We start from the raw sequence: 26,152 nt of genomic DNA on the forward strand, positions 1-26,152 counted from the left end.
GGATGGATTCATTGAAGCATACTTCTTGGTTACTCATAGTTACGCTCACCTATCACGGTTTTGCATTCTCCGCCGTAACAGCAGTACATCCAAATGATGATTTACAGGCAATTCTGAATCGAGCTGAGAAAGGCGACACTATTGTTTTGAAAAAAGGACGGTATGAAGGAAACTTTACCGTATCTAAACCACTCACCCTTACCAGCAAGCAGGGTGCAATTATTGACGCGGGTGAAAAAGGCAACGCTCTAACACTCACAAGCTCAGACATCGAAATTTCTAACTTAAACATCGTCAACTGGGGGCGTAATCTTACAGACCAAAATGCCGGCATTTATTCAGATAAAACGGTAAAGGACCTCATTATTGTCAATAATAAACTTAAAGGTGATGGCTTTGGGATGTGGATTCAACGAGCTCAAAACATCACTGTTAGCAACAATGTGGTTGTCGGTAATCCTTCACTTCGCTCGGCAGACAGAGGTAACGGCATTCAATTGTCTACTGTAAAACACGCCTATGTCAGCAACAACACCATCTCGCAAACTCGCGACGGACTTTACGTTATTTCGAGCCAACATTCTGAGCTTCGTAACAACACCATGCATGATCTGAGATACGGTATTCATTACATGTATTCTCATAGTAATCGGGTTATTGGTAATCTTGCTTACAATACCCGAGCGGGTTATGCCTTAATGAGTTCTAAACAGCTTTCTGTTTTAGGTAACACCAGCCGTGATAACGAAGATTATGGCATGTTAATGAATTTCATCACTCATTCCACCATTAGCTACAACCAAATCAAAAACATTTGGACCAAGCCTGAAAACAAGGTTATCGGGCGAGAAGGCAAAGGACTGTTTGTTTATAACTCTGGTTACAATGAAATCAGCTACAACACTATTGATACGACCGAAATAGGTATCCACCTAACCGCTGGTTCTGAAAACGTCCAGGTCAGTGGCAACAGCTTTATCAACAATCCTGTACAAGTGAAATATGTATCCACTCAAGAACAAGAATGGAGCATTGAAGGAAAAGGAAATTATTGGAGCAACTACCTTGGTTGGGATTTAGATAACAACTCAAGAGGAGACACACCTTTTGAACCAAATGACGGTATTGATAAGGTCGTTTGGAAGTATCCCGAGTCTAAAGTTCTTCTTGATAGCCCTGCAATCATTTTGCTCCGTTGGATTCAAAAACAGTTTCCTGTACTAAAGCCATCGGGTGTTAAAGATTCTTTCCCATTAATGTCTCCTCTGGATATTTCCACAGAACTAGAACAGCTTTCCTACCCTGCTTTATTACCAACACAAGAGAGCCATTTATGAGTAAAGCCATCGTTCAGCTCCATAACGTTAGCAAACAATATGAGTCTCTCCACGCGGTAGATAATCTCAGTTTTTCCATTCAACCGGGCGAAGTCCTCGGACTATTTGGTCACAATGGCGCGGGTAAGACGACTACGATGAAACTCATTCTTGGCGTTATTGAGGCATCAGCAGGAGAAGTTAACGTATTTGGTACAGACCCCTCGACGAAACAAGCGTGGCAGAGCCGAAAACAGATTGGCTATCTGCCTGAAAATGTGAGCTTTTATGAGCAGCTTACTGGGTTGGAAGTACTCACCTATTTCGCTCGTTTGAAATCTGCACCACTAGGTCAGGTAAAGGAATTACTGACCCAAGTTGGATTAGCTGACGCCTCGAAGCGACCAGTCAAAACTTACTCCAAAGGAATGAGGCAACGATTAGGCTTAGCTCAGGCGTTCTTAGGTGAACCCAAGTTGCTATTACTTGACGAGCCAACGGTAGGGCTTGATCCTATTGCTACCCAAGAGTTCTACCAAAGCGTAGATAGATTAAAGAAAGGTGGTGCAAGTGTCCTTCTCTGCTCTCATGTGCTTCCTGGAGTAGAACAACACATTGACCGAGCTTTGATTTTGTCTAAAGGCAAAGCTATCACCATCGGAACACTTGATGAGCTAAGAACACAAGCGAAGTTGCCAACAACGATAAGAGCAACTGGTCTAAACGGTGCTATTCACTCCAACAAACTCTTGTCGTCCTTTGCTACATCAAACAATCAGCTTTCAGTACCCAACAAAGATAAAATTCAGGTATTACGGGAGCTACTTACCTATGAGTCACTAAGCGATGTTCAAATGGAGCCCGCTAACCTAGAACAAATATACCAGCATTTTCTTCACTTACCTTCAGAAGCGAACCAGCCTAAGGAGTACAAGTCATGAACCCTATTTTTGCTGTTGCTCTTAAAGAGTTTCAAGATGGCTTACGAAACCGCTGGTTCATCTCGATTACATTGATCTTTGCGTTCTTGTCTATCGGCATAAGCTATTATGGAAGCGTAGCGTCAGGTCAACTCACTACCCCTTCACTCTCAACCACGATTGCAAGCCTATCTAGTCTATCTGTGTTTATCATTCCACTGATTGCACTGTTATTGTGCTATGACAGTTTTGTTGGAGAGCAGGAATCAGGAACCTTGCTACTTCTTATGACCTACCCTATCAGCCATGCTCAATTGTTACTCGGTAAGTTTATAGGTCAAGGGAGTATCATCACGCTATCAACCATTTTGGGTTTCGGATCAGCCGGAGTATTGCTTAGCGCCACGACAGCGCATCAGTCTATCGCCAGTGCGTTTACATTGTTTATCGTCACATCAAGCCTGTTAGGTCTTTGTTTCATCACATTGGCTTATTTAATTAGCTTGCTGGTATCGGAGAAGTCGAAAGCTGCGGGAGCCGCGTTGTTAGTTTGGTTATTCTTTGTATTGATATTTGACCTCATATTACTAGGCATTCTGGTAGGTGGATATGAAGTCCTTGATCAGCAGGTATTAGTTCAAATTATGTTGCTAAACCCCGCCGATCTTTTCCGTCTTATTAACCTCTCCGCACTAAACAATAGCGATATCAATGGCGTATTAGCTGTCGCCATAAACAGCAGCTTATCCACTTTGAATTTGCTGATGGTCATGTTTGCTTGGATAGCGGTTCCATTGACCATTTCTCTTTTTATCTTCCGACAAAAACACCTATAAAGCCCCTACACAAGGATTCCGTATTATGAACGTCGTAAAATGTATGTTTGTTACTCTGATGGCACTGATTCTGTTTGGATGTGGTGAGTCAGAGCAACAACAGATGGTCAAACAAGCTCAAGCTATCGAAGCCGCTGATGAATGTCATGTCTGTGGAATGGTAATTAAGAATTATCCTGGGCCTAAAGGCCAGGCCTACCAAAAAGGTGAAGAAAATACAGTACGATTCTGTTCAACACGAGATATGTTCAGCTACTTATTACAGCCAGAGAACCAACGACAGATTGAGCAGATATTTGTGCACGATATGAGTAAAACACCATGGCAAAAGCCAGAGGACGATTACTTCATCGATGGCAAACAAGCGTGGTACGTTATAGGGTCGACCCAAAAGGGTGCAATGGGTAAAACACTTGCTAGCTTTAGCAAGCAGAGTGATGCAGATTTCTTTAGTGAACAGTTTGGTGGCAAGGTTTATAAGTTTGATGAAATAACCATAGATATTCTTTAACTAAAGTCGACTCATCTCGGAAATATCGAGCCTTCGTGACATGTCGCTAGGTTCGGTATTCCTTCTTCCTACGCCAGCATAACTCACATTGCCATTCTCAAATTTTATTATTAAAGACATCAGTATTAGAACAAAATATAGCCCCTGCCTAATAATTGCACATCAATGTGTTCAATTAATAGGTTGGTCATCCACTCCTAACCTGTTCGCATAGAACCTTTTTTCCACCTAGTGACGCTGTCCTTCACTCTAGATAGAATCCGCGCCCAACCTCCTAGAACACCCTATTTAGAGAATCCAATAATGAATCAAGTATTCAATTCAGCACATATGACAAAAACGCTAATGCTAACAATCTGGATCGTAGCCGGTACGGTTATTCTTCAGAAGTTAGGCATTCACGATAAGTGGCCTGCATTTCTTGCGCTTATCTTTTTCTTTGAAGCAAAATTTGACCTAAGCAAACTTAAGAACATTTTCGCAGCTGGTATTGTAGGTATCGCTATGGGAATGCTTATACCTGCAACCTTGGGAGCACTAGCGCCTATCGTTGGAGGTGAGAATGCGTTTTACATTTACGTTGCTGGTGTTGTTCTGATTACTATTGGCATGGGGCCAATTGCTCACTTTGCATTTAGCTATATTACGTTCGCTTATGTTGTAATGTGTATTCTTCACAAAGACCATGTTGTTGAGCATGGCTTCTCTTGGATGGCAGTGGCTCTTCTTGGTGGCGCTATGTACATTGCTGGTGTTACTGCGATTGCTAAATTACTTGAGAGAAAGGCACTTGTAGCTCAGCAAGCATAACACTACGTGGGCGCGGTCTGTCATGGCCGCGCTCACTTATCTATTATCTCTTTGGTGTAATAATCATTTACCCAACCAACACTACCAAAGTTTTTGAAATTATTTATACTCTCGCCCATCAGAATACGAGCGGTTTCGTATTCACTTGTTTGGTGGTAATGCAGTATGTTTCAAACTCTTGTTTCTCTGCCTCCAGCTATTGCACTTTCAATAGCCATTGTGACTGAAGTGATCGCAACTTCGTTTATTCCTAAGACAGAACAATTTACCAAGCTGGCTCCTAGCCTAGTAGTTGGTATCGGCTATGCCGTGGCTTTCTTTTTGCTATCTGTCACCGTTAAAAGTATGCCGGTTGGTGTGGTTTATGCGATCTGGAGCGGTGCAGGCATCGTCCTAGTGGCAACGGTAGGATATTTTGCATACGGACAAAAATTGGACCTAGCGGCAATTGTCGGAATCGGGCTTATTCTATCTGGTGTTCTTGTCGTCAACTTACTTTCGAAAACCGTAGGTCACTGATCTCGACCTCATCAATGAATTCACTGAGGGCCCTGATTCGGGCCCTCAGTTATTTGTAATAATCTAAACAGGCTTACCCCATACTTCAATTTCTTGGAAGTTGTTCCATTTGAGTAGCTTGCTATTCACAGGGTCATTATTGCCGCTACAAGTAATTCTTAGGATACGAGCCTGTTGACCACCAAGCTCAACGTCCACATAACCAGTTGTATCTCCCGGAGTTTGATAACTCATGAGTTTAGTGAACTGCACTCCATCGCTACTTACCGATATATCCATAAAGTACTGCCTTACATCGCCCTTAGCTTGTGAAAAACGTAGCACATCAAGGCTAGATGTCTCTGACAACGTAATATCAAAATGAATTCCTTCGCCTTTAGCTGTCCATTTTGTCGTAGGGTCACCATCAATAGCCATCTCTGGCGTATGATCCACTCGTGTCACAGAGGCTGCGACACCGGCGATTGCTAGATTTTCGCTTTCCGTTAAATCCTGTCCTAAGAAACCTAAGTAACGACTTGGAAAGTGATTTTCCTTGTCTGGCGACAAAGTTGGGAATATATAGTCAACTCCTGACTCCGATAAGCCAAACCATCGACATAATGTCGCAGCATACTGTTCCGACGCTGTGGTAGGTATGAACTTGTTACCTATTGCGTCTGGACCATCCTTAACAAACTCTGGATAGCGACCATAAGCTTTGCCGCCTTTTACATTGCCGCCTATGACCAATTGGTTACTTCCCCACCCATGATCTGTGCCTCGGTTGCTGTTATTTTGAATAGTTCTACCGAAGTCAGACATAGTGAAAGTTACTACGCTATCTTGCAATCCATCAGCCTCAAGGGAGGCATAAAATGCGGAAACAGCATCGTCAATCGTGGTCAGCAAACCATCATGCTTGCTACGCTGGTTGCTGTGATTATCGAACCCACCCAGCGAAACAAAAAATACCTGACGTGCTTGATTAAGGCCGCCACTCGATTGGATAAGTCTTTTAACCATTTTCAACTGAGTTCCAAGGTAGCTGGAAGGAATGTTTGGATCTTCTGGGTATTGGTCGAGCAAATCTCCCAATGTATCCTGAAAATCTAAGATGTCTTGGAAGCTCTGCAAGTATGCTTTACCAAATTCCGATGCATTGTTGTCAGCAAGTAGTTTGGTAATGTTATTGTTTACTGAGTTTACCGACAAAGAGGACATTGCACGAATTCCCGATGAACTCACTCTAAGATCTTGCACTCCTGAACCATTCATTAGCTCGTTACCACTAAAAGACAGATTAGGTGAAATAGATTCAGCCCCTGTCGCTAGTAGGTCCATCATCATGCCAGCCCAACCGTAAGGATGATATTGACTTGTCTCCCAGCTTCGCTGCCATGCCAGTTGCTGCTTATTATGCGCCCCCAAATTGGGAGAACGTTTGACACTGTTATAGTTTTCCTTGGTTGTTGGTTCAATTAATGAACCAACATTAACGATACTTGTCGCCACTTTGGCCTCGAACAAACTGGATATTTTGGGCATAGCAGCATTGAGGGCTAAGGATTGCTGATTATCGTCCAAAATATGACCAATTTGCGACACCTCATGATCCCATAACTGAATATCTGGCCGGGAATCTCTATAATTATTTAAATTTGCTCCATCTTTTGGAACAAGCATATTAAAAGAATCATTGCCACCATATAGAAATAAACAAACTAGGGCTTTATAATCACCTCCTTCATTTGCTAAAGCGCTCGACGGCAATGATAACGTCAATGGAATAGAAGTTGCTGCAGAACTATAAAGAGTGCTTTTAATAAAATTACGTCTTGTTAATTTCATAGTACTTTACTCCTGAACCATAAAGTTGGGAGAGATAAATGCAAAATAAAGCATGGCTGATACCGAGTAAGGTTTATTATTATTGCTTTTCGCATTCCATAAACCTTCAAATCGAGGCGCTAAATCTACAGGAACTTCTCCTCCAAAGAATCGATTTGCAATTAAGTTTATAAGCTGTGAGTAGTCTCCAGATGCCGATACAAAATCCGACACATCCGGATAGAGTTCTCCAGAACTATTTGAGCTAGTTTTATAACCATTATCGGTAACCAGTTTCCAAGCAATATTGCTCATTTTTACGGTTTGGTTCCAATCAATGATCTCAAGCTCAGGAGCAGTTAGCCCTTGCTCGCCAAGACCGCCCATTGGTAGGTAATCCGGAGCGTAGAAATTAAATACCGAAGGTGAACCCAATGGATATTGACCAAAAGTGTCTTGATATAGCATGGCGTTTGGTGTGATAGTTGCGCCTGCCCCCGGTTTGCTATCCAGAGCACGATACAGGTAGGTCATGGCTAATATGGGCTCACGAAGTTTCGCGCGAAATAGACTTCCTTCTGCATTTACTTCGTCATCAAGTAACACTGCTTTAATCACTGCAGCTAGGTCTCCATCCGTTTGTTTAAACACGGATGAGACTCGCTCCACATAGGCAGGAGTCGGGTTAGAGGTGACAAATCGCTTAATCAACAAGGTAGAAATATTCGGGGCGGTATTAGGGTGTTTGACCAACACATCCAACACGTGCTCGAGTTCTTGTTCCGCTCCAACACCAGCCGGAAAACTTTCTCCTAAAACCTCTTTTGATTCCATATCGTGGTATACATCGTTCGCCTCCATTGGAGCATTCATGCTGCTATTAGACATAAACCAACCAGTAAATATTCTTGCCATATCCTCTACATCGGCATCGTCATAATTAGCTTTGGGGTTACCTTCCTGGTCTAAGTAAAGTGTTCCGTCTGGATTAAGTTTATTTAGACCTATCGTAAACAACTGCATGATTTCTCGTGCATAGTTTTGATCTGGATTTACACCAGTTTGAGACTTGGGAAGATTACCCACCATCGTCAAGTAATGTCCCATGATAGGTGAGCGTGTGACATGATAAAGCAGCGTTTTGTAGTCGCTGAAAGCGTATGTTGTCAGAATGTCATAGTAATTGGCTAACTCTAATGGATACGGTGCCAACTGCGCATCGCGGTCGCCCACGACCAGAATTTGACTTAGTGCGAAGGCAACTCGTTGGCGTAACTGAGCGTCATCTTGCAAAGCAAGATCAAACCAAGCACAGACTCTCATTTCCTGAGTAAGGGTTGTTTGACCACGCTGTTGCTGCTGCACTAACGTTTGTGAAACATGGTTTGTGTAACTGAGGTTAATCTGTTGATCGATCCAACCGTTTCTATCATCATTAACTAATAACGCTTCAACATCGCCTTTCTTAATTCCCATTGTCGCTGCATCAAGAAATTTAGATGCCTGTTTATACGATAAACCATCCATAGTTATTCCTTATATTATTCCCTAGCCCGCATTTATAAAACTAGTACCAACAAAATATATTTCAAACACAAAAAACAGATTTAAAATAATTCCACTGAAGCAAAATTACATATATAAAAATCAATACAAACACTTATCGATAGATTATATTAACCACAATAATTAGGCTTTAAATAACATAATAGAGAACATTAAAATAAGAACAATTACTTTAATAACAAATAGATCAGAATAACTCATGAAAAACAAAAGTATTTTTTAGGCGATTGTCAATCGTCGATAATTTAGATTAAATATTCCAATTTTCATCGAAGAATTTTATAAGGTGAGCAAATAGCCGATTTTTAAACAAATTACAGATTGCTTTTCTAGCTAGTTCCTGCACCATAGAGGCTAAACTAATGTGCTACTAGTAAGAAATGTCATGAGATCTCTGCCATGGAATGCTTGGTTACTTGCCACAGTCCAACCTTTTGTCCTCTCTGTAGGCGCTTTAAACGTATTTTTGGGAGGCATTGTCGGTACCAGTCTTCATAGTGACCCGACCCTCGCTACTTTTCCGGTCACTGCTTTAATTTTAGGTGTATCGCTTAATATCTTTCCCGCAGCTCGTATCCAGAGAAAAATTGGTCGAAAACACGCTTTCGTCATCGCTGCGCTAGTAAGCAGCGTCGCAGCCTTCTTTGCAGCTTGGAACATCGATAATGGCAGTTTCTGGGGATTCTCTCTGAGCACTTTTATTCTTGGAACTCAATTAGCCTACGTCGGTCAATATCGATTCGCAGCAATAGAGAGTTGTGCAAACCCTTCCCAGCACGCCAGTGTTATCAGTTTGGTTTTGGTCGGTGGCATTGCAGCAGCATGGGTTGGTCCTGAACTGCTCAATTTGGGCCAGTTTATCCCAATGTTTGAGTCTGATTACGCTCGGGCATATGCTGCGCTAGGGACTTTAGAGATCGTTGGTGCTCTCATTCTGGCTATCGCAATGAAACCGCTAGAGATTCACGATAGCAGTAAAGATGTTGGTGAGGCGCGCACCCTTTCGCTTCTATTTAAACAGCCTCTACTTTGGCTCGCTATCGGTTCTGGACTTACCGCTTATGCGGTTATGGCTTTCTTAATGACCGCAACACCGCTTGCAATGTCAGGCCATGGACATGATATCCAAAGCGCTAAATGGGTCATTCAGAGTCATGTAATGGCAATGTACTTACCGTCATTAATCACTCCGCTGATCATTAAACGCATCGGTCTCTACAAGTTGATATCCTTAGGTTGCATTATATTCCTTGCTTGCATTGCCATAGCTCTACTAGGGCATTCCGTACACCATTACTGGTGGGCGTTAGTAGCGCTTGGTGTGGGTTGGAACTTCTTATTTATCGGAGGAACAACATTATTACCTCAAACATACAAGCCAAGTGAGCGATTCAAAGTGCAAGCCGTAAACGATTTCTCTATCACTGGATTTCAAGCGGCAGGTTCATTAGGAGCGGGATTCGTCCTCTATACTCAAGGCTGGGCGTGGATGTTGATTGCCTCACTATTTCCTATCGCGCTGTTGTTTGTCCTCAATTTAGTCGTTAAGAAATAGCTCAAGTAACCATGTTTTGACACACAAAACCATATAAGGCCGTCAATGACGGCCTTATTCGTACTTAACAATAGGTACCAAGTTGGCAATGAGAGTAGCTAGCGTGCATGTCATTGACTTTAACAAGACGTTGATTTACATCGCCCTGCCCCGCCAATTGAATCTGGTACCAACGGTTATATCGCTTTTCGTCGGAAGTAATACTATCGGCAACGTACTTAAGAACCTGATCATACGTAGCGACATTTTTTTCTGAAAAGCGATAACTATCAATAACGTCCTGTCGCTTTTCATCCAGCTGTTTAGCTAACGCAATACGGTCTTTTTTCATTTCAGTATCTTTTTCAGTAACTAAAATGGCTAGATAGTAGTAGGTTAATGCCGCATTTAACTGGCTCTTGTTAGCCGTTAAAGTATCCAAATGATATTTCACGTCATTTTCATCGGGGGATTGCTTATCAAAAGAGGCGACAAAGTCTTCGCTGTCCAACGCATCCCTTGAAAAAGACCAATCGTAAGCCACCAGCAACCCCAAAATCACGGGTAGTATCCACTTTTTCATCTAGAGTACTCTTTCTACTTGTCCAGACCGATACTCGAAGCTCTCCTCAGCCTCGACCCAACACTCCACCATCTCACCTTCTAACTCAAGGCTTTCGCAGTCCTCTAACACGCCAAACTGACCACTGGTAAGCATCACGACAATATCCATATGCATTTCCTTATGCAGTATCTAGATATGTTCAAAATTAGTCGCTATACCCCAACTCTTCAAGGAAACAAGACTAAAGTCTTATCGACTAATGGGCTCAACGCTATCATCCTCTCAAACGAAATTCATTACTTAAACTAATCCATAAATCGTTGAAAATTTATTTTTAATTGAGAATGGAATAATTATTTAAAGCTAAATTGTATTTGAGATCTCAATCACGGATATACTTGGAATTCAAATATAATATAAACATCAATATGGAATTGGATAGATAAAATGAAACCAACAATGAAATTTAAACTAAAAGTTACGGAGTGCATCAAGCTGTTATTGCTTGCACTTCGTTCTTTTTGTTTGTTTTTCATACCACAATCTATTGATTCCGTAGATAAACTGACGAACGCATCTCAATCAGAACTCGCAACAGACGAGCTCAATCTTGCTGAGCAATACTCTAACTTATGGACTAAGAGCGCCGAACTCATTCCTCCATTTAGAGCGATTTCTCTTCCAATGGCAACGACTCGATTCAACCATGAATACAAGTACGCGGTGCAACACGCTCGCTTACTACGTCTTGTATTGAGCTTTATTGCCATTGTAGGATTTACAGAGATTTTAAAAGCATGTCAGTACTCTGTACTTGAGAAAGCCTACGCTTTTCTTACATTAGTTGATAGAAACATCAAAAAACACACAACTAGCGTTATCGCAGTTGTGTGTTTTTTTTTACAATAAAAAGAGGATTACATTATGTTCATCGTGTGCGTTGCCGCTTGCCCTACTGGCGTAGCTCATACCTATATGGCCGCTGAAGCGCTTGAAGTTAAAGCCAAGGAATTGGGACTCGAAATAAAAGTCGAGACTCAAGGTAGTATGGGAGCTGAAAACGAAATTACTCCTGAAGATATTGCGCGAGCTGACGCTGCTATTATCGCAGCTGATGTGGCAATAAATGGTGTTGAGCGTTTCGCTTCACTTCCTAAAATTGAATGCAAAGTAGCAGATCCAATTAAGCACGGCTCTGCTTTGTTTGAGGCGCTAACAGCGGAGGTGTAATTATGAGCCAGTTCAATGCAGGACAAAAATCAGTAGGTACTGAAATTAAGAATGCCATCATGACCGGTGTGTCATATATGCTCCCTTTCATCATTGCCGGCGCGGTACTGATGGGAATTGCTCGTATCGGTGCCTCGTTTTATGGTGTCGATAACATTTGGGATGGCAGTCACGCCGAGTCGGTACATCAACTAGTCAGACTGTTCCACGATTTTGACGGCTTCGGTGGTATGGCATTATCGCTAATGTTACCTGTTGTTGCGGGATACATCGCGTTTGCTATCGCTAACAAGCCGGCGATAGCCCCAGGCATGATTGGTGGTTTGCTTGCCGGTAAAATTGGTACTGGTTTCCTGGGGGCGCTTGCAGCAGGCCTTCTCGCAGGTTATATCGTCAAGTATCTAGCAACCAAAATTAAGCTACCAAAGTCACTAGCCTCCGCCGGACCAATCTTTATTATTCCTGTTGGCGGTACTCTGCTCGTATGCGCACTAATGTCTTACGTAATCGGCGACCCAATGGCGGCATTGAATAGAGGTCTAGAAACATGGCTACTCTCTATGTCTGACGGCAACAAAATCGTTCTTGCGGCGGTAGTCGGTGGCATGGTTGGCTTTGACCTTGGCGGTCCGATCAATAAAGCGGCAGTAACTACTGCTATGGCTCTATTAGCGTCTGGCATTTATGATCCAAATACAGCAGCCCAAGTCGCTATTATTATTCCGCCAATTGGCATTGGTGTTGCGACGTTAATCTGGAAATCTCGCTTTCCCGCATCACTTCAAGAAGCAGGCAAAGCCTCAACACTGATGGGGCTAATCGGTGTGTCAGAGGGCGCTATTCCCTTTGCACTGGCTAATCCAAAGATCATCGCAGTAAACGTTTTGGGCTCTGCCGTTGGTGCCGCTATGGCTGTAGGCTTAGGCGCCGTAAACAAAGCGCCAATCTCAGGATTCTACGGCTGGCTTGCTGTTGAAAGCTGGTTTGTTTACGTCTTAGCAATTGCAACGGGTTCAGCCATCATTGCCGTAGGCTCCCTGTTAGTTTTCAACGGAGAACAAATGACAAAGCAGGACAAAACGGAAAACGCACCTAAATTTACCGTTTCCCGTTAAGCAAATTCTTCTTAGTTCAGGGCTAGTCACCTAGCCCTGAGATATACCTTCATTATAAAACTATTAGAGCCCATGCTCTGGGGTTAATCACGCCTTATGAAAACTATTCATTTAATTCAGCATACCCACTGGGATCGCGAATGGTATTTTACTGAGAACGATTCAAAAGCACTACTTTATTATTTTATGGACGATTTAATGTCTAATCTGGAACGAGATAATAATATAGGACCTTTTGTATTAGATGCTCAAACTGTTGTATTAGACGACTATTTACAAGTTGCACCAGAACACAAAGTACGATTAGAAATTCTTATCAAAAACCAGAGAATATTGATTGGCCCCTGGTATACTCAAACGGACTTTCTCACCGTCAGTGCTGAGTCAATTACTCGTAACCTACTGCTTGGGATGAGCGACTGTGAGAAATATGGTCAAGCGATGAAAATCGGCTATGTTCCTGATTCCTTTGGGCAAACAGAACAACTACCAATGCTGTTAAATCAATTCAATATTGATAGAGCAGTTTTATGGCGTGGTTGGTCTGAACGACTCGTCGCCAATACAGAATTTCAATGGCAGAGCCAAGACGGGAGTAAGATAACAACAGCAGTCTTTCCATGGGGTTATGGGTGTTCAAAATGGTTACCTACTGACCCTATGAGTTTTACCGAAGCTATTACTTCCAATGCACGAAAGCAATGCCAGTTTGCAGCGAGTGAGCACGTCATGCTTCCGAATGGCAATGACCAATCACCTTTTGAGTTTCAGGTAGTTAGCCTTCTTGATCATGCCAACCAAACTCAAGATGAATTTCACTTTGTGAACAGTTCTTTCGATGACTATTTCGATGCACTTGCTACATCGGCTCCCACTCTAAATTGCTTCAAAGGTGAAATGCTCGATCCTAAGTATATGAGAATTCATCGTGGCATTTTCTCGACACGAATGGATATTAAGCTCGCGAACGAAAAGTTAGAAACCCTAGTCAGTCGTTATTTGGAGCCTTTGCTGGCATTAAACTACACAAATGGACTGCCTTACCCACAAAATGCCGTTAATCAGATCTGGCGTGAAGCCATGAAAAGTCATGCACACGATAGTATCGGTGGTTGCAACTCAGACCGTGTAAATGCAATGGTTCTTAATCGTCTTTTGTCAGGCATCGAAACCGCTGAGCAATTGTTAGAACTCAACTTCAGAAAGTTAACGCAAGGTATTCAAGCCTCTGTCGATGGCACAAAAATCGTAGTCTTCAATAGTATTCCGAAAAAACGTGACAGTTTAGTTGATGTTACCATCTACACCCCGTCTGACCAATTTAACATCGTCGATCAGCAAGGTAACGAACTGCAATATCAAATCATTGACGAATCACAACAAGATATGTCGACGATCATTCAGGAACTCTCGAATAACACAACAACAACTTGGTATAGAAAGATCTCCATGATGGTGAGTGTTAAAGATATCCCTGCATGTGGTTATACAACGATTTACCTTCAAGAAGATAAGCTAAGTGCAACTAACTCTGACACAATCCGCCGCAAAGAATCAGTAATCAGTAACCAATGGTTCACGCTTGAATACCAAACTAACGGTACACTGCATCTTGTCGACCATAGGAATGGCGCTCGATACTCGAACCTGTTCGAAATCTGTGATGGTTCTGACGAAGGTGACAACTACAATTTTTCTCCACTCCTCAATGATTGGATAATTAGCAGTAAGAGCGCCGAACACACCGTGTTTGTAGAAACAGGCGTATTAACGTCAACCATGACATTAAGTTTCTCCATGGTGCTTCCTAAAAACCTTGATGAGAGAAAGCAACACGTTGCTTCAACTCGACTTCCTATTTCTCTCAAAATCACTCTACGTAATGACCGTCCTGCCATTGATGTAGACGTTGATTTAGATAACTGCGTTTTGGACCACCGCTTACAAATCAACTTCCCTACTGGTATAGAGTGCTCACAACATGTGGCAGACCAACCATTTGGCTTGGTCACTCGAGAGAACGTACCGGGTGAGCTTGATATCTGGCAACAAGAATCGTGGACCGAAGCACCTGTTGCTAACTATCCGATGCAATCAATGGTGCTACATCGTAATGCGTCGCGAGGGTTAGGTGTTGTCACGAAAGGCTTACGCGAGTACGAGTTTCATCAAGACACACCTAACTCTATTGCTATTACCCTACTACGTAGCGTTGGTTGGCTTGGACAAGCAAATCTCACTTATCGACCAGGTCGTGCCTCTGGTATGGTCCTTCCTGCTCCTGACTCTCAAATTCAAGGCCGTCATCAGTTCTCTCTTTCTCTGGTTCCTTTCTGTAGTGAAAAGGAAACTGAGTACTGGCAAACCGTTGAGTGTATCAATACACCCGTCATCAGCCATGTCGGCACTGACTGGGCAAGATTCAGACTCAACCCTACAACGCTTGTCGTCCCAGAATCACAAAGCCTAGTCGAATGGAACAACTCTCTGCACTTCAGCACATTAAAGAAATCTGAGCACTCCGAACAGATTATTTTACGGGCTTTCAACCCTACTTTATCTTCGTGCGAATTTGGCGATATTCAAACTCTTTACTCATACCAAAATGTTCAACTAGACGAACGTAGCCCAGTAGAACAAACGGCAGACATACCACCATGCCGACCAGTAACAATAAGCCTTGCAACCAAAGCACTATGAGAAACGACAATGACTAATCTTAATTTTATCTGCCCACTACCAAATGGTTTACATGCGCGACCTGCCAAAGAAATTGAGCTACGAGCAAATCGATTCAACTGTGACATTCTCTTAGTCAACAGCTCAAAAGATAAAACTGCTAATGCGAAAAGTGTCTTGTCTATGATTAGTGCCGATATCTTGGAAGGCGATCATTGCCAGTTTATTTTCACTGGCTCAGACGCCAACGAGGCACTTATCTTTTTTCAAGCATTTGTTGATACTGAACTCAGCCATATCGACAATGCGATAGACACACAGAATGTCCAATTAAGCGAACAACCACTTCCTGTGGGTTTAATGCGTGCAGCACCTCGTTATGTACGAGGTACCGTTGCTTCAGTCGGTTTGGGTGAGGCTAGTGCTACTCTCTGGCAACAAACTGACCTTAGAAAAATGGCCGCTGCATTACCAAGCCAGACGTCATCTTGTATCGAGAGTGAATTACAGAGTGCTTTGAAAGCGTTACAACTAAACCTTTTGAAGAAGCAAGCTAGCTCTGAAGGCGAATGTAAAGAGATACTCGAAGCACATTTGAAAATTGCCCAAGATGAAGAGCTAGGTCGTGCTCTAATGATGCAAAATAATGCGTTAAACACTCTTGATGCGATCGCAAATGCATGCGACAAGTTATGTGCGCCACTAGAAAATAGCGCTAGTGACTATTTGAAAGAACGAGCGCTCGATATCAAAGATATCGCTCTTCAACTTGCTAATATCGTGCGCGATGAAGATCTGAGTCAAATGCCGACGATCACAGCACCAACTATTTTGGTCTCAGACACGCTACTCACCCCAAGTCAGATTCTTGCTCTTCCAAAAGCACTAATTCAAGGTATTGTGATGGGTGAAGGAGGCAGCACTTCTCACACTATAATCTTGGCACGCTCTTTTAATATTCCTGTTTTGGTCGGAATAGAAAACCCCACTCAGCAGATTATCCAAGGCCAACGGCTCGTTGTTGATGCCATTAATGGCGCATTGATTTTAGAGAGTAACGTGGCTTGTGATGCGTTCTATCAACTAGAGCGCAAAAAACTCAACGCACTTTCGGCTCAAACCGCAGAGTTTAAGGATCTTAAAGTAACGACACTCGATAAAGAAAAGGTTAACGTTCTCGCCAATATCGTCTCAAGCGAAGAAGCTGAGGGTATCTATTCGTCTGGTGCAGATGGTATTGGGCTATATCGAACTGAGATGCTGTTCTGCGAGCGTACCACTCCACCTTCAGAGGAGGAGCAATTCCAACATTATTCAAATGTTGTGAAACATAGCCAAGGTAACAAGGTGGTTATTCGAACTCTAGATATAGGCGGTGACAAACCTTGTGCTTATATGGGTTTTCCAGCAGAAGACAACCCTTTCTTAGGTTATCGTGCTGTCAGAATGTACCCTCAATATGACGCCATTATACGCTCTCAGCTTCGTGCATTACTTAGAGCCAGTTGTTTTGGTGAAGTGTCTATCATGGTGCCTATGATTTCTAACCTTAACGAAATCATTTGGTGCAGAGAACTCATTGACGAACTGGCTATCGAACTTGCCAATGAAGGGCATGAGTTAGGCAATATCCGTCTTGGTGCAATGGCTGAAGTTCCATCCATTGCCTACATCTTCAACCAAGCATCTGAGTTCATCGATTTCATTTCTATTGGTAGTAACGACCTAGCACAATACTTCTTTGCGTGTGACCGAGGAAACAAAACCATCGTTGACCTATACGACCACTTCAACCCAGCCTTTATAGCATTTCTAAAGCAGCTGATTGGTTCGGCAAAAGTGGCCAAGTTAGAGGTTAGTCTGTGTGGCGAGTTCGCTGCTGACCCTATCGCGCAACCCTTGTTATTGGGTTGTGGGCTCACACAGTTTTCTATGGCAGCCTCGAAAATTGCCACAAGCAAACGTGCCTTAACTCGACTTAACGTAAACGAGTGTGAAGCTTTAGTTAATGAAGTACTTACCTTAACGAATAGCAAGCAAGTGAAAGCGCGTGTCGCAGCGTTTTACAACAGCAGTGACGGCAAAGAAACTCTCGATGAAGCGCTCGTATTTACTCAACAATCTATTAGTTCGAAAGAAGAAGCCATAAAGCTACTTTGCGATAACTTAGAGATTAACGAACGCACAGGTTGTGCAAATGAGGTTGAAAAAGCGATTTGGGACAGAGAAGCCGTGTTTTCAACCGCACTAGGTTTTTCAGTAGCGATTCCTCATTGTAAATCTTCCAGTGTCTCTCATAACAGCGTCTCCGTTCTCACCTTAGACAACCCTATCTCTTGGGGCGAGGATGTCGATGTTGATATTATTATCATGCTTACTGTCACTGAAGAGGGTAAGGATTCACATATGAAGATTTTCTCTAAAATCGCACGCAAACTCATGCATGAAGACTTCCGTACCTCTTTGCAGCAAGCTCATGAACGGAAGCAAGTCATCGACATTTTGAATAACGCAATCAACGCCTAAAGCTTGTTCTTATCTGATTGCTGATAAGCAATTAACCATCAGTATTCGTCGGAGGAGGTCCACAGAAATGTGGGCCTATGTTTCAGTGGCTTCCAAATCATCTCAATCTTTAATTTTGTTATCTGCTGTGTTTTTCAGTTGGGGTCTACTAACTTCTGCAAACAGTATATTAGTCCCCTATTTTCAATCGACATTTTCACTAAGCTACGAACAATCGATGCTTGTTCAACTGGCCTTTTATTTTGCTCCGTTTGCCATAAGCATTCCTACTTCTGCTTTAATGGCACGTAAAGGGTATAAATTAAGCCTGGCAGTAGCGCTTATACTCACATTTTTGGGCTCGCTCTTTTTGTGTATCAGTCTTTATGCTGACAGTTTTGTCTTCGCGTTAAGTGCCGTTTTTATAACCGCTATGGGAGTAGCTGCTTTGCAAGTTGTTGCTAACCCGTACATCATCAGAACCAGTAACGACCAGAACGAAACTAAGAGGTTAACGATCGCTTCAACGTTCAATTCGTTAGGTACAACTATCGGTCCTATTGTTCTTGGAGTCGCTATGATTTCCATCGGACTATCCAACATTTACTTAGTTTTATCCGCATTGCTTGTTTTGCTTGCCTGTACTTTGTACTCCTCATCGATAACCGATTATCGAAGCGCAGAGAGCGTGAAAATTCTAAGTCATCTGGCTACCTTACGTCACCAGCCTCAGTTTATTTTTGGTGCTGCAACTATCTTTGTTTACGTAGGGGTCGAGGTGTCGATTGGTACCGTCACGATAAGTTACCTTTCTGATCCCAACATTGGAGGATTCAGTGCTCCAGTTGCCGCTACATTAATGAGCTTATACTGGGCTGGCTCCCTGCTTGGTCGTTTTGGATACAGCATTTTTGCCCAACGTCTTTCTGCGATGAACACGTTGTTCTCTGGTGCGTGTATTGCGATGATATTACTTTCAGTTGCTATCTTATCGCCGTCGCTTTTTGGCGGAGTCGCTCTAATAATGATTGGTCTGTGCAATTCATTTATGTATCCAATCATATTTTCTCGAGCGGTTTCAGGACTCGGTGATGCAAGTGGTGCAGCATCAGCGATTCTCATCATGTGCGGTATTGGTGGCGGAATTATCCCTATGATGCAAGCAACGCTAATTACAAGGTTTGATATCCCTACTAGTTACCTCATTCCTGTCCTCTGTTATGCCTTCATTGCTTCGTTCGCCTTCATCGCCAAAAAGCGAGGACTGTCCATCGTGACCGCATAGCAACGTATCTTATCTCATTTGAACTGGTATCCGCTTTCTTCCCCACGGCTTGTCGCATTTCGCGAAACGTCCTGCAATTTGGTGGCCACAGTGGTGGCAAACGCCAGAGCTAGTTAGTGCGCAATCGCCGAGTTGGTGCCAGTTACGTGAGAGCACTTTATTATGACAGCTTGGGCAATAGGTACTGCTGCAAGCTTCATCGTGTACATTGCCCACATAGACATAGTGAAGACCGTTGTTAAGCGCTATGTTTCGCGCTCTGACTAAACTGTCCGCTGGTGTTCTGGTTTTATCGAGCATTTTGAAGTCTGGATGAAATGCGGTGAAATGAAGTGGCACTTCAGGTCCCAAATTGTCCATGACCCACTGGGTCATGGCATCGATTTCAGCCGAGCTGTCGTTTTCGTCGGGGATAAGCAGAGTGGTAATTTCAAGCCAAACATCGGTTTCATGCTTAAGATACCTCAGTGTCTCTAGTACCGGAGCAAGTTGCCCACTGCACACTTTATGATAGAAACGCTCAGTAAAAGCTTTGAGATCAATGTTGGCGGCGTCCATCACTGAGTAGAAGGTTTCTCGTGGCTTATCACACATGTAGCCTGCCGAAACTGCAACGGTATTTACTCCTGCCTCCTTACATGCGAGCGCCGTATCGACAGCATATTCAAGAAAAATCACTGGATCGTTGTAGGTAAAAGCGATGCTATCACTTTGGTGTTTCGTCGCTGTTAAGGCAATTTGCTCAGGACTTGCCTGACTGCCTAACGTGTCAATTTGACGAGACTTACTGATATTCCAATTCTGGCAAAACTTGCACCCTAAATTACACCCAGCAGTCCCAAAAGAGAGTACTGAACTACCCGGATAAAAATGGTTGAGAGGCTTTTTCTCTATAGGGTCAATGCAAAAACCACTCGAACGCCCATAGGTGGTTAACACTATCTCACCATCAATGGCTTGACGAACAAAGCATGCGCCGCGCTTGCCCTCTCTAAGGGTGCAAAAACGAGGACAAACCGTGCAAGTGACTCTTCCATCGTCCTGCAAATGCCAAAATTGTGTACGGTGATTGGCGTTAACTGGTTCCATCTCACACCTTCATTCAGTACAAAAACTATACTAATGAGTATATACATTTGATGTTATATGAGTGGAAAAATGACGATTAGACCTCCTGCTGTCGCGGGCCGTTTTTATAACAAAGATACTAAGCAACTCACTAGACAAGTAAACCAGTTATTGGCTGAACCTAGCGTCAGAGACGCAGAGACATGTAACGTTCAGAATAATCTGCGAGGACTTATTGTTCCACACGCAGGCTATGTATTTTCAGGAGAAACAGCAGGATTAGCGTACCATCAGTTGCAATCTGTCGCTCAGCAGTTTTCACGAGTGATTTTAGTTGGTCCTAGTCATCGAGTCGCGTTTCACGGATGTGCATTACCTTCTGTGGGTGCCTTTGAAACACCTCTAGGCCGCGTGAGCATTGACCGAGATTGTGTCAAGTTACTTGCCGACAATTCCATGGTATCGATTAACGATCAAGCACATGCTCAAGAACATAGCTTGGAAGTACAACTTCCCTTTCTTCAAACGGTATTGGATGACTTTCAACTGCTGCCCATCGTCACAGGACAAGTTAGTGCCTTAGAGATTGCCAAACTTATTGAGCCAATATGGGACAGCAAGACCTTATTGGTGATCAGCACTGATCTTAGTCACTTTCATCGCTATTCTGAGTGCCAACGCCTTGACCGGCAGACCTGCAACAAAATTGAGTCAGGCATGACGACGATTACCCCACACGAAGCGTGCGGTTCAACCGGTGTTAATGCCGTAATCCATCTTATTTCAACCAAACAATACCAGCTACAGCGTCTCACTTTGATTAATTCCGGAGACACTGAATATGGTGATAAACAAAGGGTCGTTGGTTATGTCAGTTACACAATCTGCCGCTAATCCATCGAAAAGTACGCTAACCCATAGCGAGCTTTCTATGTTGCTCGACGTGGTTGAACACACCATTTATTGCTATTTGAATGAACTACCGCTACCGAAAGTACTGGTACAAGATTACCCAGAAAGTTTGGCTTTACCCGGGGCTTGCTTTGTCACGCTAACCGTAAACAATCAGCTGCAAGGCTGCATTGGCACAACAGTGGCACAGATTCCCTTAGTACTAGAAGTAGAGAGAAAAGCTTGGGCAGCGGCTTGCCAAGATAGACGATTTACCCCTCTTCAAAAACATCAAGCCGAAGCGCTTAACATTGAGGTTTCCGTACTGACACAACCCGAACTCCTGTACGTTGATTCGGAACAAGACTTACTACAGCACCTTTCCTTGCACCAGTGCGGTGTGACGTTAAAGGACGGAAAAAAAGGCGCGTTATTCTTACCCCAAGTTTGGGAACAACTCCCTAATCCGGCTCAATTCTTAGGACACCTAAAACAAAAAGCCGGGTGGTCTCTAGATTTTTGGAGTGATTCGATACAAGTCGCCACTTTCGAAGTGCAAGCATTAAGCCGCCCATTCCGCAGGCTATAGATATTCTAACGCTTTGATTAATAACCAGTGAGCTCCATATATCCTCTACCCTGATGAGATCCTTCAACGATAATTGGACCTTCCCAATATGGGATGGATAGTGGCATTTTGGCGTTAGAATTAAGTGCTGAAAGCTTTACGTTAATGCCCTGAGACACGACTTTTAGTATCCACTGCGTTGGGTATGATTGGCCTTCAATTATCGTTTGTTGAACGGCTGACAGTTCTAGATCGTTTTGAGTCAAAGTAATGCCTCGACCATCTTTATACATTAATCGCCCATAGGAATAACTCGCTTGTCCGGTCGCAGCATCACGCAATTGAAAGACCACCAAACTCGTTGCTTCGTCTAACCGTATTGCGAACCAATCCCATCCTTGTTGAGAATCGAGCAAAAATTGAGAGCTCCACTCTCGGTCTATCCAGCCTTGTCCAGATACCTGATGGCTTTCTCCATTAATCGATACAGTACCGTGAACTTCGATAAAGGGCTGGCTGTAATAATACGATGCAACCTTTCCGTCAGCGCTTTTCTCGCTATAACCCTCATCACCTTGTTTTTGATAGGGAGCGGTTCGAGTCAATGACAATTGATAGCCGAACTGGTTTGATGCGACATCAAGATTGGCAGGGAAAAGATCGTTGGTTGTGGAAGTCCATTGCCAATCATCAATAAAGACTTGAAACGGTTCGCTTGATACGTCCGCTATTTCTGGGTGCTGGCGAGACCACTTCTCATCTGCAAGATGAATATCAGGGGTTGTAATCGCACTGTGCGCCATAAAGATCTGCTGGCTTTGCCATCCATTTTCATTCGCTGGTGCCTCAGAACTCACCGCCAAGCGAAACTGTGTCCATTGAATGCCATATTCTCGGCCTTCGGCATCCTGCAAGTTTGCCGTCAGATACCACCACTCTTGGCGAAAGTCGTTGTGGGCTTGATGATCTTCTGGAAAAGAAAGGATGCGACCACCTTTAACCTCTTCAAATTGACCATCATCGGATCCTAGCATTTGACCAAAACTTGGAGCGTCAGGTTCACCGCAACCAATAAGGATTAGAGCCGACAATATCGCCATCATCTGTTTGAACATTACAGTACCTCGCTTTGCAAACTTGCGACCACAGGACGTGTCACCAAACGCCACAAAGGAATAATGGTCGCGACGATGGTCACGACTACGGTTATAGTCGCAAGGCGAGCCACATCCATCCAACTCCAAACAAAGTTTAAACTCCAACCAAATGCTCTCAGTGTCACAATATCAGTCAGCACATAACCGACTAATGCGCCCAGTGGCAAGGCAACTAACAATGTGAACAGCACCAGGGTAACCATTTGCCCTACCACCATAACAAACAATTGCGATTTGTTGACGCCCAGTGCATAAAGCCGAGCGATAGCTGCTTTACGAGCGTCCAGTAGCATAAAACAGGAAGTAAATAAGCCGATAACAGCGACGAGTAACGTCACACCATTGAGAGCGCTGGTAATAGCAAAGGTTTGAGCAAATATATTGAGCGCAATCGCCTTAATTTCTGCCTGATCAAACAATTGACTGGAGTGTAAATTCAGTTTGGCTTTTAATGCCTGCTGCATATCTTCTCGGTTACCACTCACCTTCACACCTAAACTGCTTGGCACCATCGAGAACCCTTGTAACTGCCATAACTCAGGCGAGATAAGCACTTCGCCATCGGGCGAACCATAATCATAAAAAATGGCACCGACCGTCAGTGTCATCCCAGACATAAAGTCTCTCGGCAGCTCACTTCCCAGTACTAATCCCAGTTTCACCGCCATCGGCTCACTAATAGCCACGACATCCCCAGCATAGAAACGGGACCAAAAATCATTGACTTGTGATTGAAACACCATGGTTTGTTCTAAGGTTATACGATCTTTGGTACCTAATCGCGTAGGCAGTCCACTGACGTTAGATTGCACATAATATTGCTTATAGACCTCTTCAACACCGTCGAACTGAGCTAACGTCTGCTCGACTTTAGTCATGTCACTTTGTGCAGGACTGACGTAAATATCCGCATGCAGGCGCTGCTCTAGCCAATGTTTCAATGTCGACTCGAAACTGCCCACCAAGGTGTTCATTCCTATGTTAGCGGTAATAGCCAACAACAGCGCCATCATAGCCAAAGACAAAGGTGCAATCAGTTCCCGCAATTCTGCAAACAAATACTGGACCAACCCAGTAGAGGTTTTGCGTTCTGCTATTCGAGCTAGCAGGCTAAGAGACTTGGGCAGCAACATTGGAATCGCAACAATAAACACACCCAGCCAAAACATCGTTAAGCGAAAATAACTGCTCAACCAAAGGCCAATGAGTGCTACTGCTACAAGTATCAGCCCAACGATCATCAAGCGGTTTTCATTGCTCTGTTCAGGAGATTGATAGAATCCACCGTGGGAGGATAAGGGTTGTTGTACCCTTTGCTTAAAATGATGCCAACAAGCGAACAATGCCGCAGCTAGCGTAAGTAGCAATGCCTGAGCCCACCATTGCCATTGCCATGTGCCAGGCAGTAACGTTGCGCCGTAAAGCTGCTCTAAGGTGAGTGCTACCGTGGGATGTAACCAATGACTTAATTGGATACCAAAGACAAACCCAAAACTGGTGCCCACAGTAACCAAGAGCACCAGTTCTAAAATCAGCGCCAAGAAAACCGTGTTAGGTGTGAGCCCCGCTTGCTGCACTTGCACCAATAGCCGATTGCGTTTCAGTAAGCTGTATTTCACACCGTTATAGGCAATGAATAGCCCAACCAGAAATGCCAACATACTCATTGCGGTAAGGTTGAGGTGAAAGCTTTCTGTCAGTGACCCAAGGTCTGAGCTTTTTGTATTGGCAACCCATTGTGCTTTGCCTGATATCAACGCTTGCCACTTAGTATCGTCCGCCACCTTGTTATCTAGTATGGCAATGTAGCTCAGCTGCCCCTGCTTGTTCAGCAAACGCTGGGCAAAGCTGATATCTACCAGCAGACGACTTCCCAACTGCCATTCGTCAGGTACTACAACAAACTGGATAGCAATGTCGTCCAAAACCGCGGTCTTAGCGCCGCCCATCCTTTGATACTGAGTTTCGCTTACAATGACAAAAGGTTCGCCATTCATCAAATTCGCCAGAGGCAACGCTGAATTAGATAAAGACACATCATCACTCTCTGACTGTAATCGAGAGCGTGAAGTGACGGCCGCTACAATATCACTTCCTTGGATAGAATAACGTCGCCCAGTATCATCTCTCACTCGACCCTCAAGTATTGGCAACGATTGACTCAATCCAGATTGACGCAATGAAAAGTACACCGATTCCGCAAGATAGCGCCGTCCAGGCATTGGAATGACTAGATAACTCGCCTTGACGCTAAGCGATTCTGCTGATTCCGCGTAACTGCGTTTGGCGTTTAAATTGATCGCTTGCACGGCCACAAACAACGTCACTGCCAAGATAATGCCGATAAGAATAGCGAGTGCCTGTAAAGGCGCTTGACGATAGTGAGCCGCAGAAATGGAGAGAGCAACGCGTAGATGGGCTCCTTTACGGTGTTTCATAAAGCAATCCGTTTTCTAGACGGCAACGTCGCCGCATAAACGCCGCACATTCTTCGCTGTGAGTGACAAGCAAAACAGATGTATTTCCTTCGCGGGTAATATCTTCTAACAGTCGCATCACTTCCAAGCCCGCTTTCTGGTCAAGGTTTCCGGTGGGTTCATCTGCCAAAAGCAATGCGGGTTGATGCGCCAACGCTCTTGCAATCGCCACTCGTTGTTGTTGACCACCTGATAACGCAGAAACATGGCGTTCAAGCAGTGGTTGAATATCCAATTTAGCGACTAAATAGTCGCACCAAGCGTTCCACTTCCGCTTGTTTAAACTTAAAGGAAACTCAATATTCTGTCGGACATTTAACGGCGTTAGCAAGTTAAATTGCTGAAACACTACGCCAAGTTTGTGGTGACGAAAATAGCCCCATTGCTTATCGTTCCACGTTTGCACCAATTCACCAGCCAACTCTAAGGTCCCACTGGTCATTGGCTCGAAACCACCCAAAATATTCAATAGCGTGCTCTTGCCACTACCACTTGCGCCAGTGAGTGCCATGCTCTCTCCTTCCGCCAGCGACAAGTTCACTCTGTCCAATACGTGATGAGATTCTTTGCCGTCAATAAACGTTTTGACCGCATCTTTAAGTACAACTACCGGCCTTGGTAAAACCATCGCTCTTGGCACTATCGAGCTTTCCATCCAGATTCCTTATTTGGGTTGGATACTTTATACGTACTCGTTAAGGTAACGGATGCTTACCTTGTTGAGCGAGCTAATTATCGAAATTATAACGGATATTTCTTGTGCATTGCGCCCACTCGTTAGCTAAGTCATT

Annotated in this window: 23 protein-coding genes; 15 read left to right on the forward strand and 8 right to left on the reverse strand. The window is 43.7% G+C overall.

Annotated features, from left to right (window positions below):
• The first annotated feature begins 2 nt into the window (after positions 1 to 2).
• The 6 genes from VME0621_RS02335 (at position 3) to VME0621_RS02360 (ending at position 4,912) form a co-directional block, all read left to right on the forward strand.
• Entirely contained in the window at positions 3 to 1,337 is a 1,335-nt protein-coding gene (locus VME0621_RS02335) for a nitrous oxide reductase family maturation protein NosD (protein WP_062459173.1), read from the forward strand.
• Entirely contained in the window at positions 1,334 to 2,257 is a 924-nt protein-coding gene (locus VME0621_RS02340) for an ABC transporter ATP-binding protein (RefSeq protein WP_062459176.1), read from the forward strand. Before VME0621_RS02335 ends, VME0621_RS02340 begins: the two co-directional genes overlap by 4 nt.
• On the forward strand, positions 2,254 to 3,072 hold the full coding sequence (locus VME0621_RS02345) for an ABC transporter permease (protein WP_062459178.1): 819 nt from the start codon (positions 2,254 to 2,256) through the stop codon (positions 3,070 to 3,072). The genes VME0621_RS02340 and VME0621_RS02345 overlap by 4 nt, the downstream gene beginning before the upstream one ends.
• A gap of 25 nt (positions 3,073 to 3,097) precedes the next feature.
• Complete coding sequence (locus VME0621_RS02350; protein ID WP_062459181.1) at positions 3,098 to 3,583, forward strand: nitrous oxide reductase accessory protein NosL; 486 nt, start codon at positions 3,098 to 3,100, stop codon at positions 3,581 to 3,583.
• Positions 3,584 to 3,886: 303 nt separating this feature from the next.
• Positions 3,887 to 4,393 carry a hypothetical protein gene (locus tag VME0621_RS02355; RefSeq protein ID WP_062459191.1) on the forward strand — a complete coding sequence of 169 codons (507 nt, stop codon included), beginning with the start codon at positions 3,887 to 3,889 and terminating at the stop codon, positions 4,391 to 4,393.
• A gap of 165 nt (positions 4,394 to 4,558) precedes the next feature.
• Complete coding sequence (locus VME0621_RS02360; protein ID WP_006070447.1) at positions 4,559 to 4,912, forward strand: SMR family transporter; 354 nt, start codon at positions 4,559 to 4,561, stop codon at positions 4,910 to 4,912.
• Between the two features lie 63 nt (positions 4,913 to 4,975).
• Here the strand turns inward: VME0621_RS02360 and VME0621_RS02365 are convergent, their stop codons facing one another.
• Positions 4,976 to 6,742: a DUF1501 domain-containing protein gene (locus tag VME0621_RS02365; protein WP_062459194.1), complete on the reverse strand. Its 1,767-nt coding sequence runs from the start codon at positions 6,740 to 6,742 to the stop codon at positions 4,976 to 4,978.
• Between the two features lie 6 nt (positions 6,743 to 6,748).
• Complete coding sequence (locus tag VME0621_RS02370) at positions 6,749 to 8,248, reverse strand: DUF1800 domain-containing protein (RefSeq protein WP_062459196.1); 1,500 nt, start codon at positions 8,246 to 8,248, stop codon at positions 6,749 to 6,751.
• A 424-nt stretch (positions 8,249 to 8,672) separates the two neighbouring features.
• On the opposite strand from VME0621_RS02370, the gene VME0621_RS02375 reads away from it, so the two are divergent.
• On the forward strand, positions 8,673 to 9,842 hold the full coding sequence (locus VME0621_RS02375; RefSeq protein ID WP_062459199.1) for an MFS transporter: 1,170 nt from the start codon (positions 8,673 to 8,675) through the stop codon (positions 9,840 to 9,842).
• Positions 9,843 to 9,906: 64 nt separating this feature from the next.
• Here VME0621_RS02375 and VME0621_RS02380 read toward each other — a convergent pair whose 3' ends face one another.
• Together VME0621_RS02380 and VME0621_RS26765 are read right to left on the reverse strand one after the other, a co-directional pair.
• Positions 9,907 to 10,404: a hypothetical protein gene (locus VME0621_RS02380; protein ID WP_062459202.1), complete on the reverse strand. Its 498-nt coding sequence runs from the start codon at positions 10,402 to 10,404 to the stop codon at positions 9,907 to 9,909.
• Positions 10,405 to 10,554 carry a hypothetical protein gene (locus tag VME0621_RS26765; protein WP_006070452.1) on the reverse strand — a complete coding sequence of 50 codons (150 nt, stop codon included), beginning with the start codon at positions 10,552 to 10,554 and terminating at the stop codon, positions 10,405 to 10,407.
• 291 nt (positions 10,555 to 10,845) lie between these two features.
• On the opposite strand from VME0621_RS26765, the gene VME0621_RS02385 reads away from it, so the two are divergent.
• From VME0621_RS02385 to VME0621_RS02410, 6 genes are all read left to right on the forward strand, one after another.
• Complete coding sequence (locus tag VME0621_RS02385; RefSeq protein WP_124941959.1) at positions 10,846 to 11,295, forward strand: hypothetical protein; 450 nt, start codon at positions 10,846 to 10,848, stop codon at positions 11,293 to 11,295.
• 15 nt (positions 11,296 to 11,310) lie between these two features.
• On the forward strand, positions 11,311 to 11,616 hold the full coding sequence (locus VME0621_RS02390) for a PTS fructose transporter subunit IIB (RefSeq protein ID WP_031494346.1): 306 nt from the start codon (positions 11,311 to 11,313) through the stop codon (positions 11,614 to 11,616).
• A 2-nt stretch (positions 11,617 to 11,618) separates the two neighbouring features.
• Positions 11,619 to 12,731, forward strand: a complete 1,113-nt coding sequence (locus VME0621_RS02395; protein WP_031494347.1) for a PTS fructose transporter subunit IIC — start codon at positions 11,619 to 11,621, stop codon at positions 12,729 to 12,731.
• A 96-nt stretch (positions 12,732 to 12,827) separates the two neighbouring features.
• The gene (locus VME0621_RS02400) at positions 12,828 to 15,431 is read left to right on the forward strand and encodes a glycoside hydrolase family 38 N-terminal domain-containing protein (RefSeq protein ID WP_062459208.1); all 2,604 of its coding nucleotides are present in this window, start codon (positions 12,828 to 12,830) and stop codon (positions 15,429 to 15,431) included.
• A gap of 9 nt (positions 15,432 to 15,440) precedes the next feature.
• Positions 15,441 to 17,936: a phosphoenolpyruvate--protein phosphotransferase gene (gene ptsP / locus VME0621_RS02405; RefSeq protein ID WP_062459210.1), complete on the forward strand. Its 2,496-nt coding sequence runs from the start codon at positions 15,441 to 15,443 to the stop codon at positions 17,934 to 17,936.
• Positions 17,937 to 18,003: 67 nt separating this feature from the next.
• On the forward strand, positions 18,004 to 19,200 hold the full coding sequence (locus VME0621_RS02410) for an MFS transporter (RefSeq protein ID WP_062459213.1): 1,197 nt from the start codon (positions 18,004 to 18,006) through the stop codon (positions 19,198 to 19,200).
• Between the two features lie 9 nt (positions 19,201 to 19,209).
• Here VME0621_RS02410 and amrS read toward each other — a convergent pair whose 3' ends face one another.
• Positions 19,210 to 20,289 carry an AmmeMemoRadiSam system radical SAM enzyme gene (amrS, locus tag VME0621_RS02415; RefSeq protein ID WP_062459217.1) on the reverse strand — a complete coding sequence of 360 codons (1,080 nt, stop codon included), beginning with the start codon at positions 20,287 to 20,289 and terminating at the stop codon, positions 19,210 to 19,212.
• Positions 20,290 to 20,358: 69 nt separating this feature from the next.
• Between amrS and amrB the strand changes: the two genes are divergently transcribed.
• Positions 20,359 to 21,162 (forward strand): AmmeMemoRadiSam system protein B, encoded by an 804-nt coding sequence (gene amrB, locus VME0621_RS02420; RefSeq protein ID WP_062459220.1) that lies wholly within the window; start codon positions 20,359 to 20,361, stop codon positions 21,160 to 21,162.
• Positions 21,137 to 21,748 (forward strand): AmmeMemoRadiSam system protein A, encoded by a 612-nt coding sequence (gene amrA / locus VME0621_RS02425; protein WP_062459223.1) that lies wholly within the window; start codon positions 21,137 to 21,139, stop codon positions 21,746 to 21,748. Before amrB ends, amrA begins: the two co-directional genes overlap by 26 nt.
• A gap of 17 nt (positions 21,749 to 21,765) precedes the next feature.
• Here the strand turns inward: amrA and VME0621_RS02430 are convergent, their stop codons facing one another.
• From VME0621_RS02430 to VME0621_RS02440, 3 genes are read right to left on the reverse strand one after another with little or no spacing between them, the layout of a single operon-like run.
• Positions 21,766 to 22,842, reverse strand: a complete 1,077-nt coding sequence (locus VME0621_RS02430; protein ID WP_062459226.1) for a lipocalin-like domain-containing protein — start codon at positions 22,840 to 22,842, stop codon at positions 21,766 to 21,768.
• Positions 22,842 to 25,322: an ABC transporter permease gene (locus tag VME0621_RS02435; RefSeq protein WP_062459229.1), complete on the reverse strand. Its 2,481-nt coding sequence runs from the start codon at positions 25,320 to 25,322 to the stop codon at positions 22,842 to 22,844. The genes VME0621_RS02430 and VME0621_RS02435 overlap by 1 nt, the downstream gene beginning before the upstream one ends.
• Positions 25,309 to 26,016: an ABC transporter ATP-binding protein gene (locus VME0621_RS02440; protein WP_099046316.1), complete on the reverse strand. Its 708-nt coding sequence runs from the start codon at positions 26,014 to 26,016 to the stop codon at positions 25,309 to 25,311. Before VME0621_RS02440 ends, VME0621_RS02435 begins: the two co-directional genes overlap by 14 nt.
• Positions 26,017 to 26,152: the final 136 nt, after the last annotated feature.

The organism is Vibrio mediterranei, assembly GCF_900088415.1.
GTDB classification, from domain to species: domain Bacteria; phylum Pseudomonadota; class Gammaproteobacteria; order Enterobacterales; family Vibrionaceae; genus Vibrio; species Vibrio mediterranei.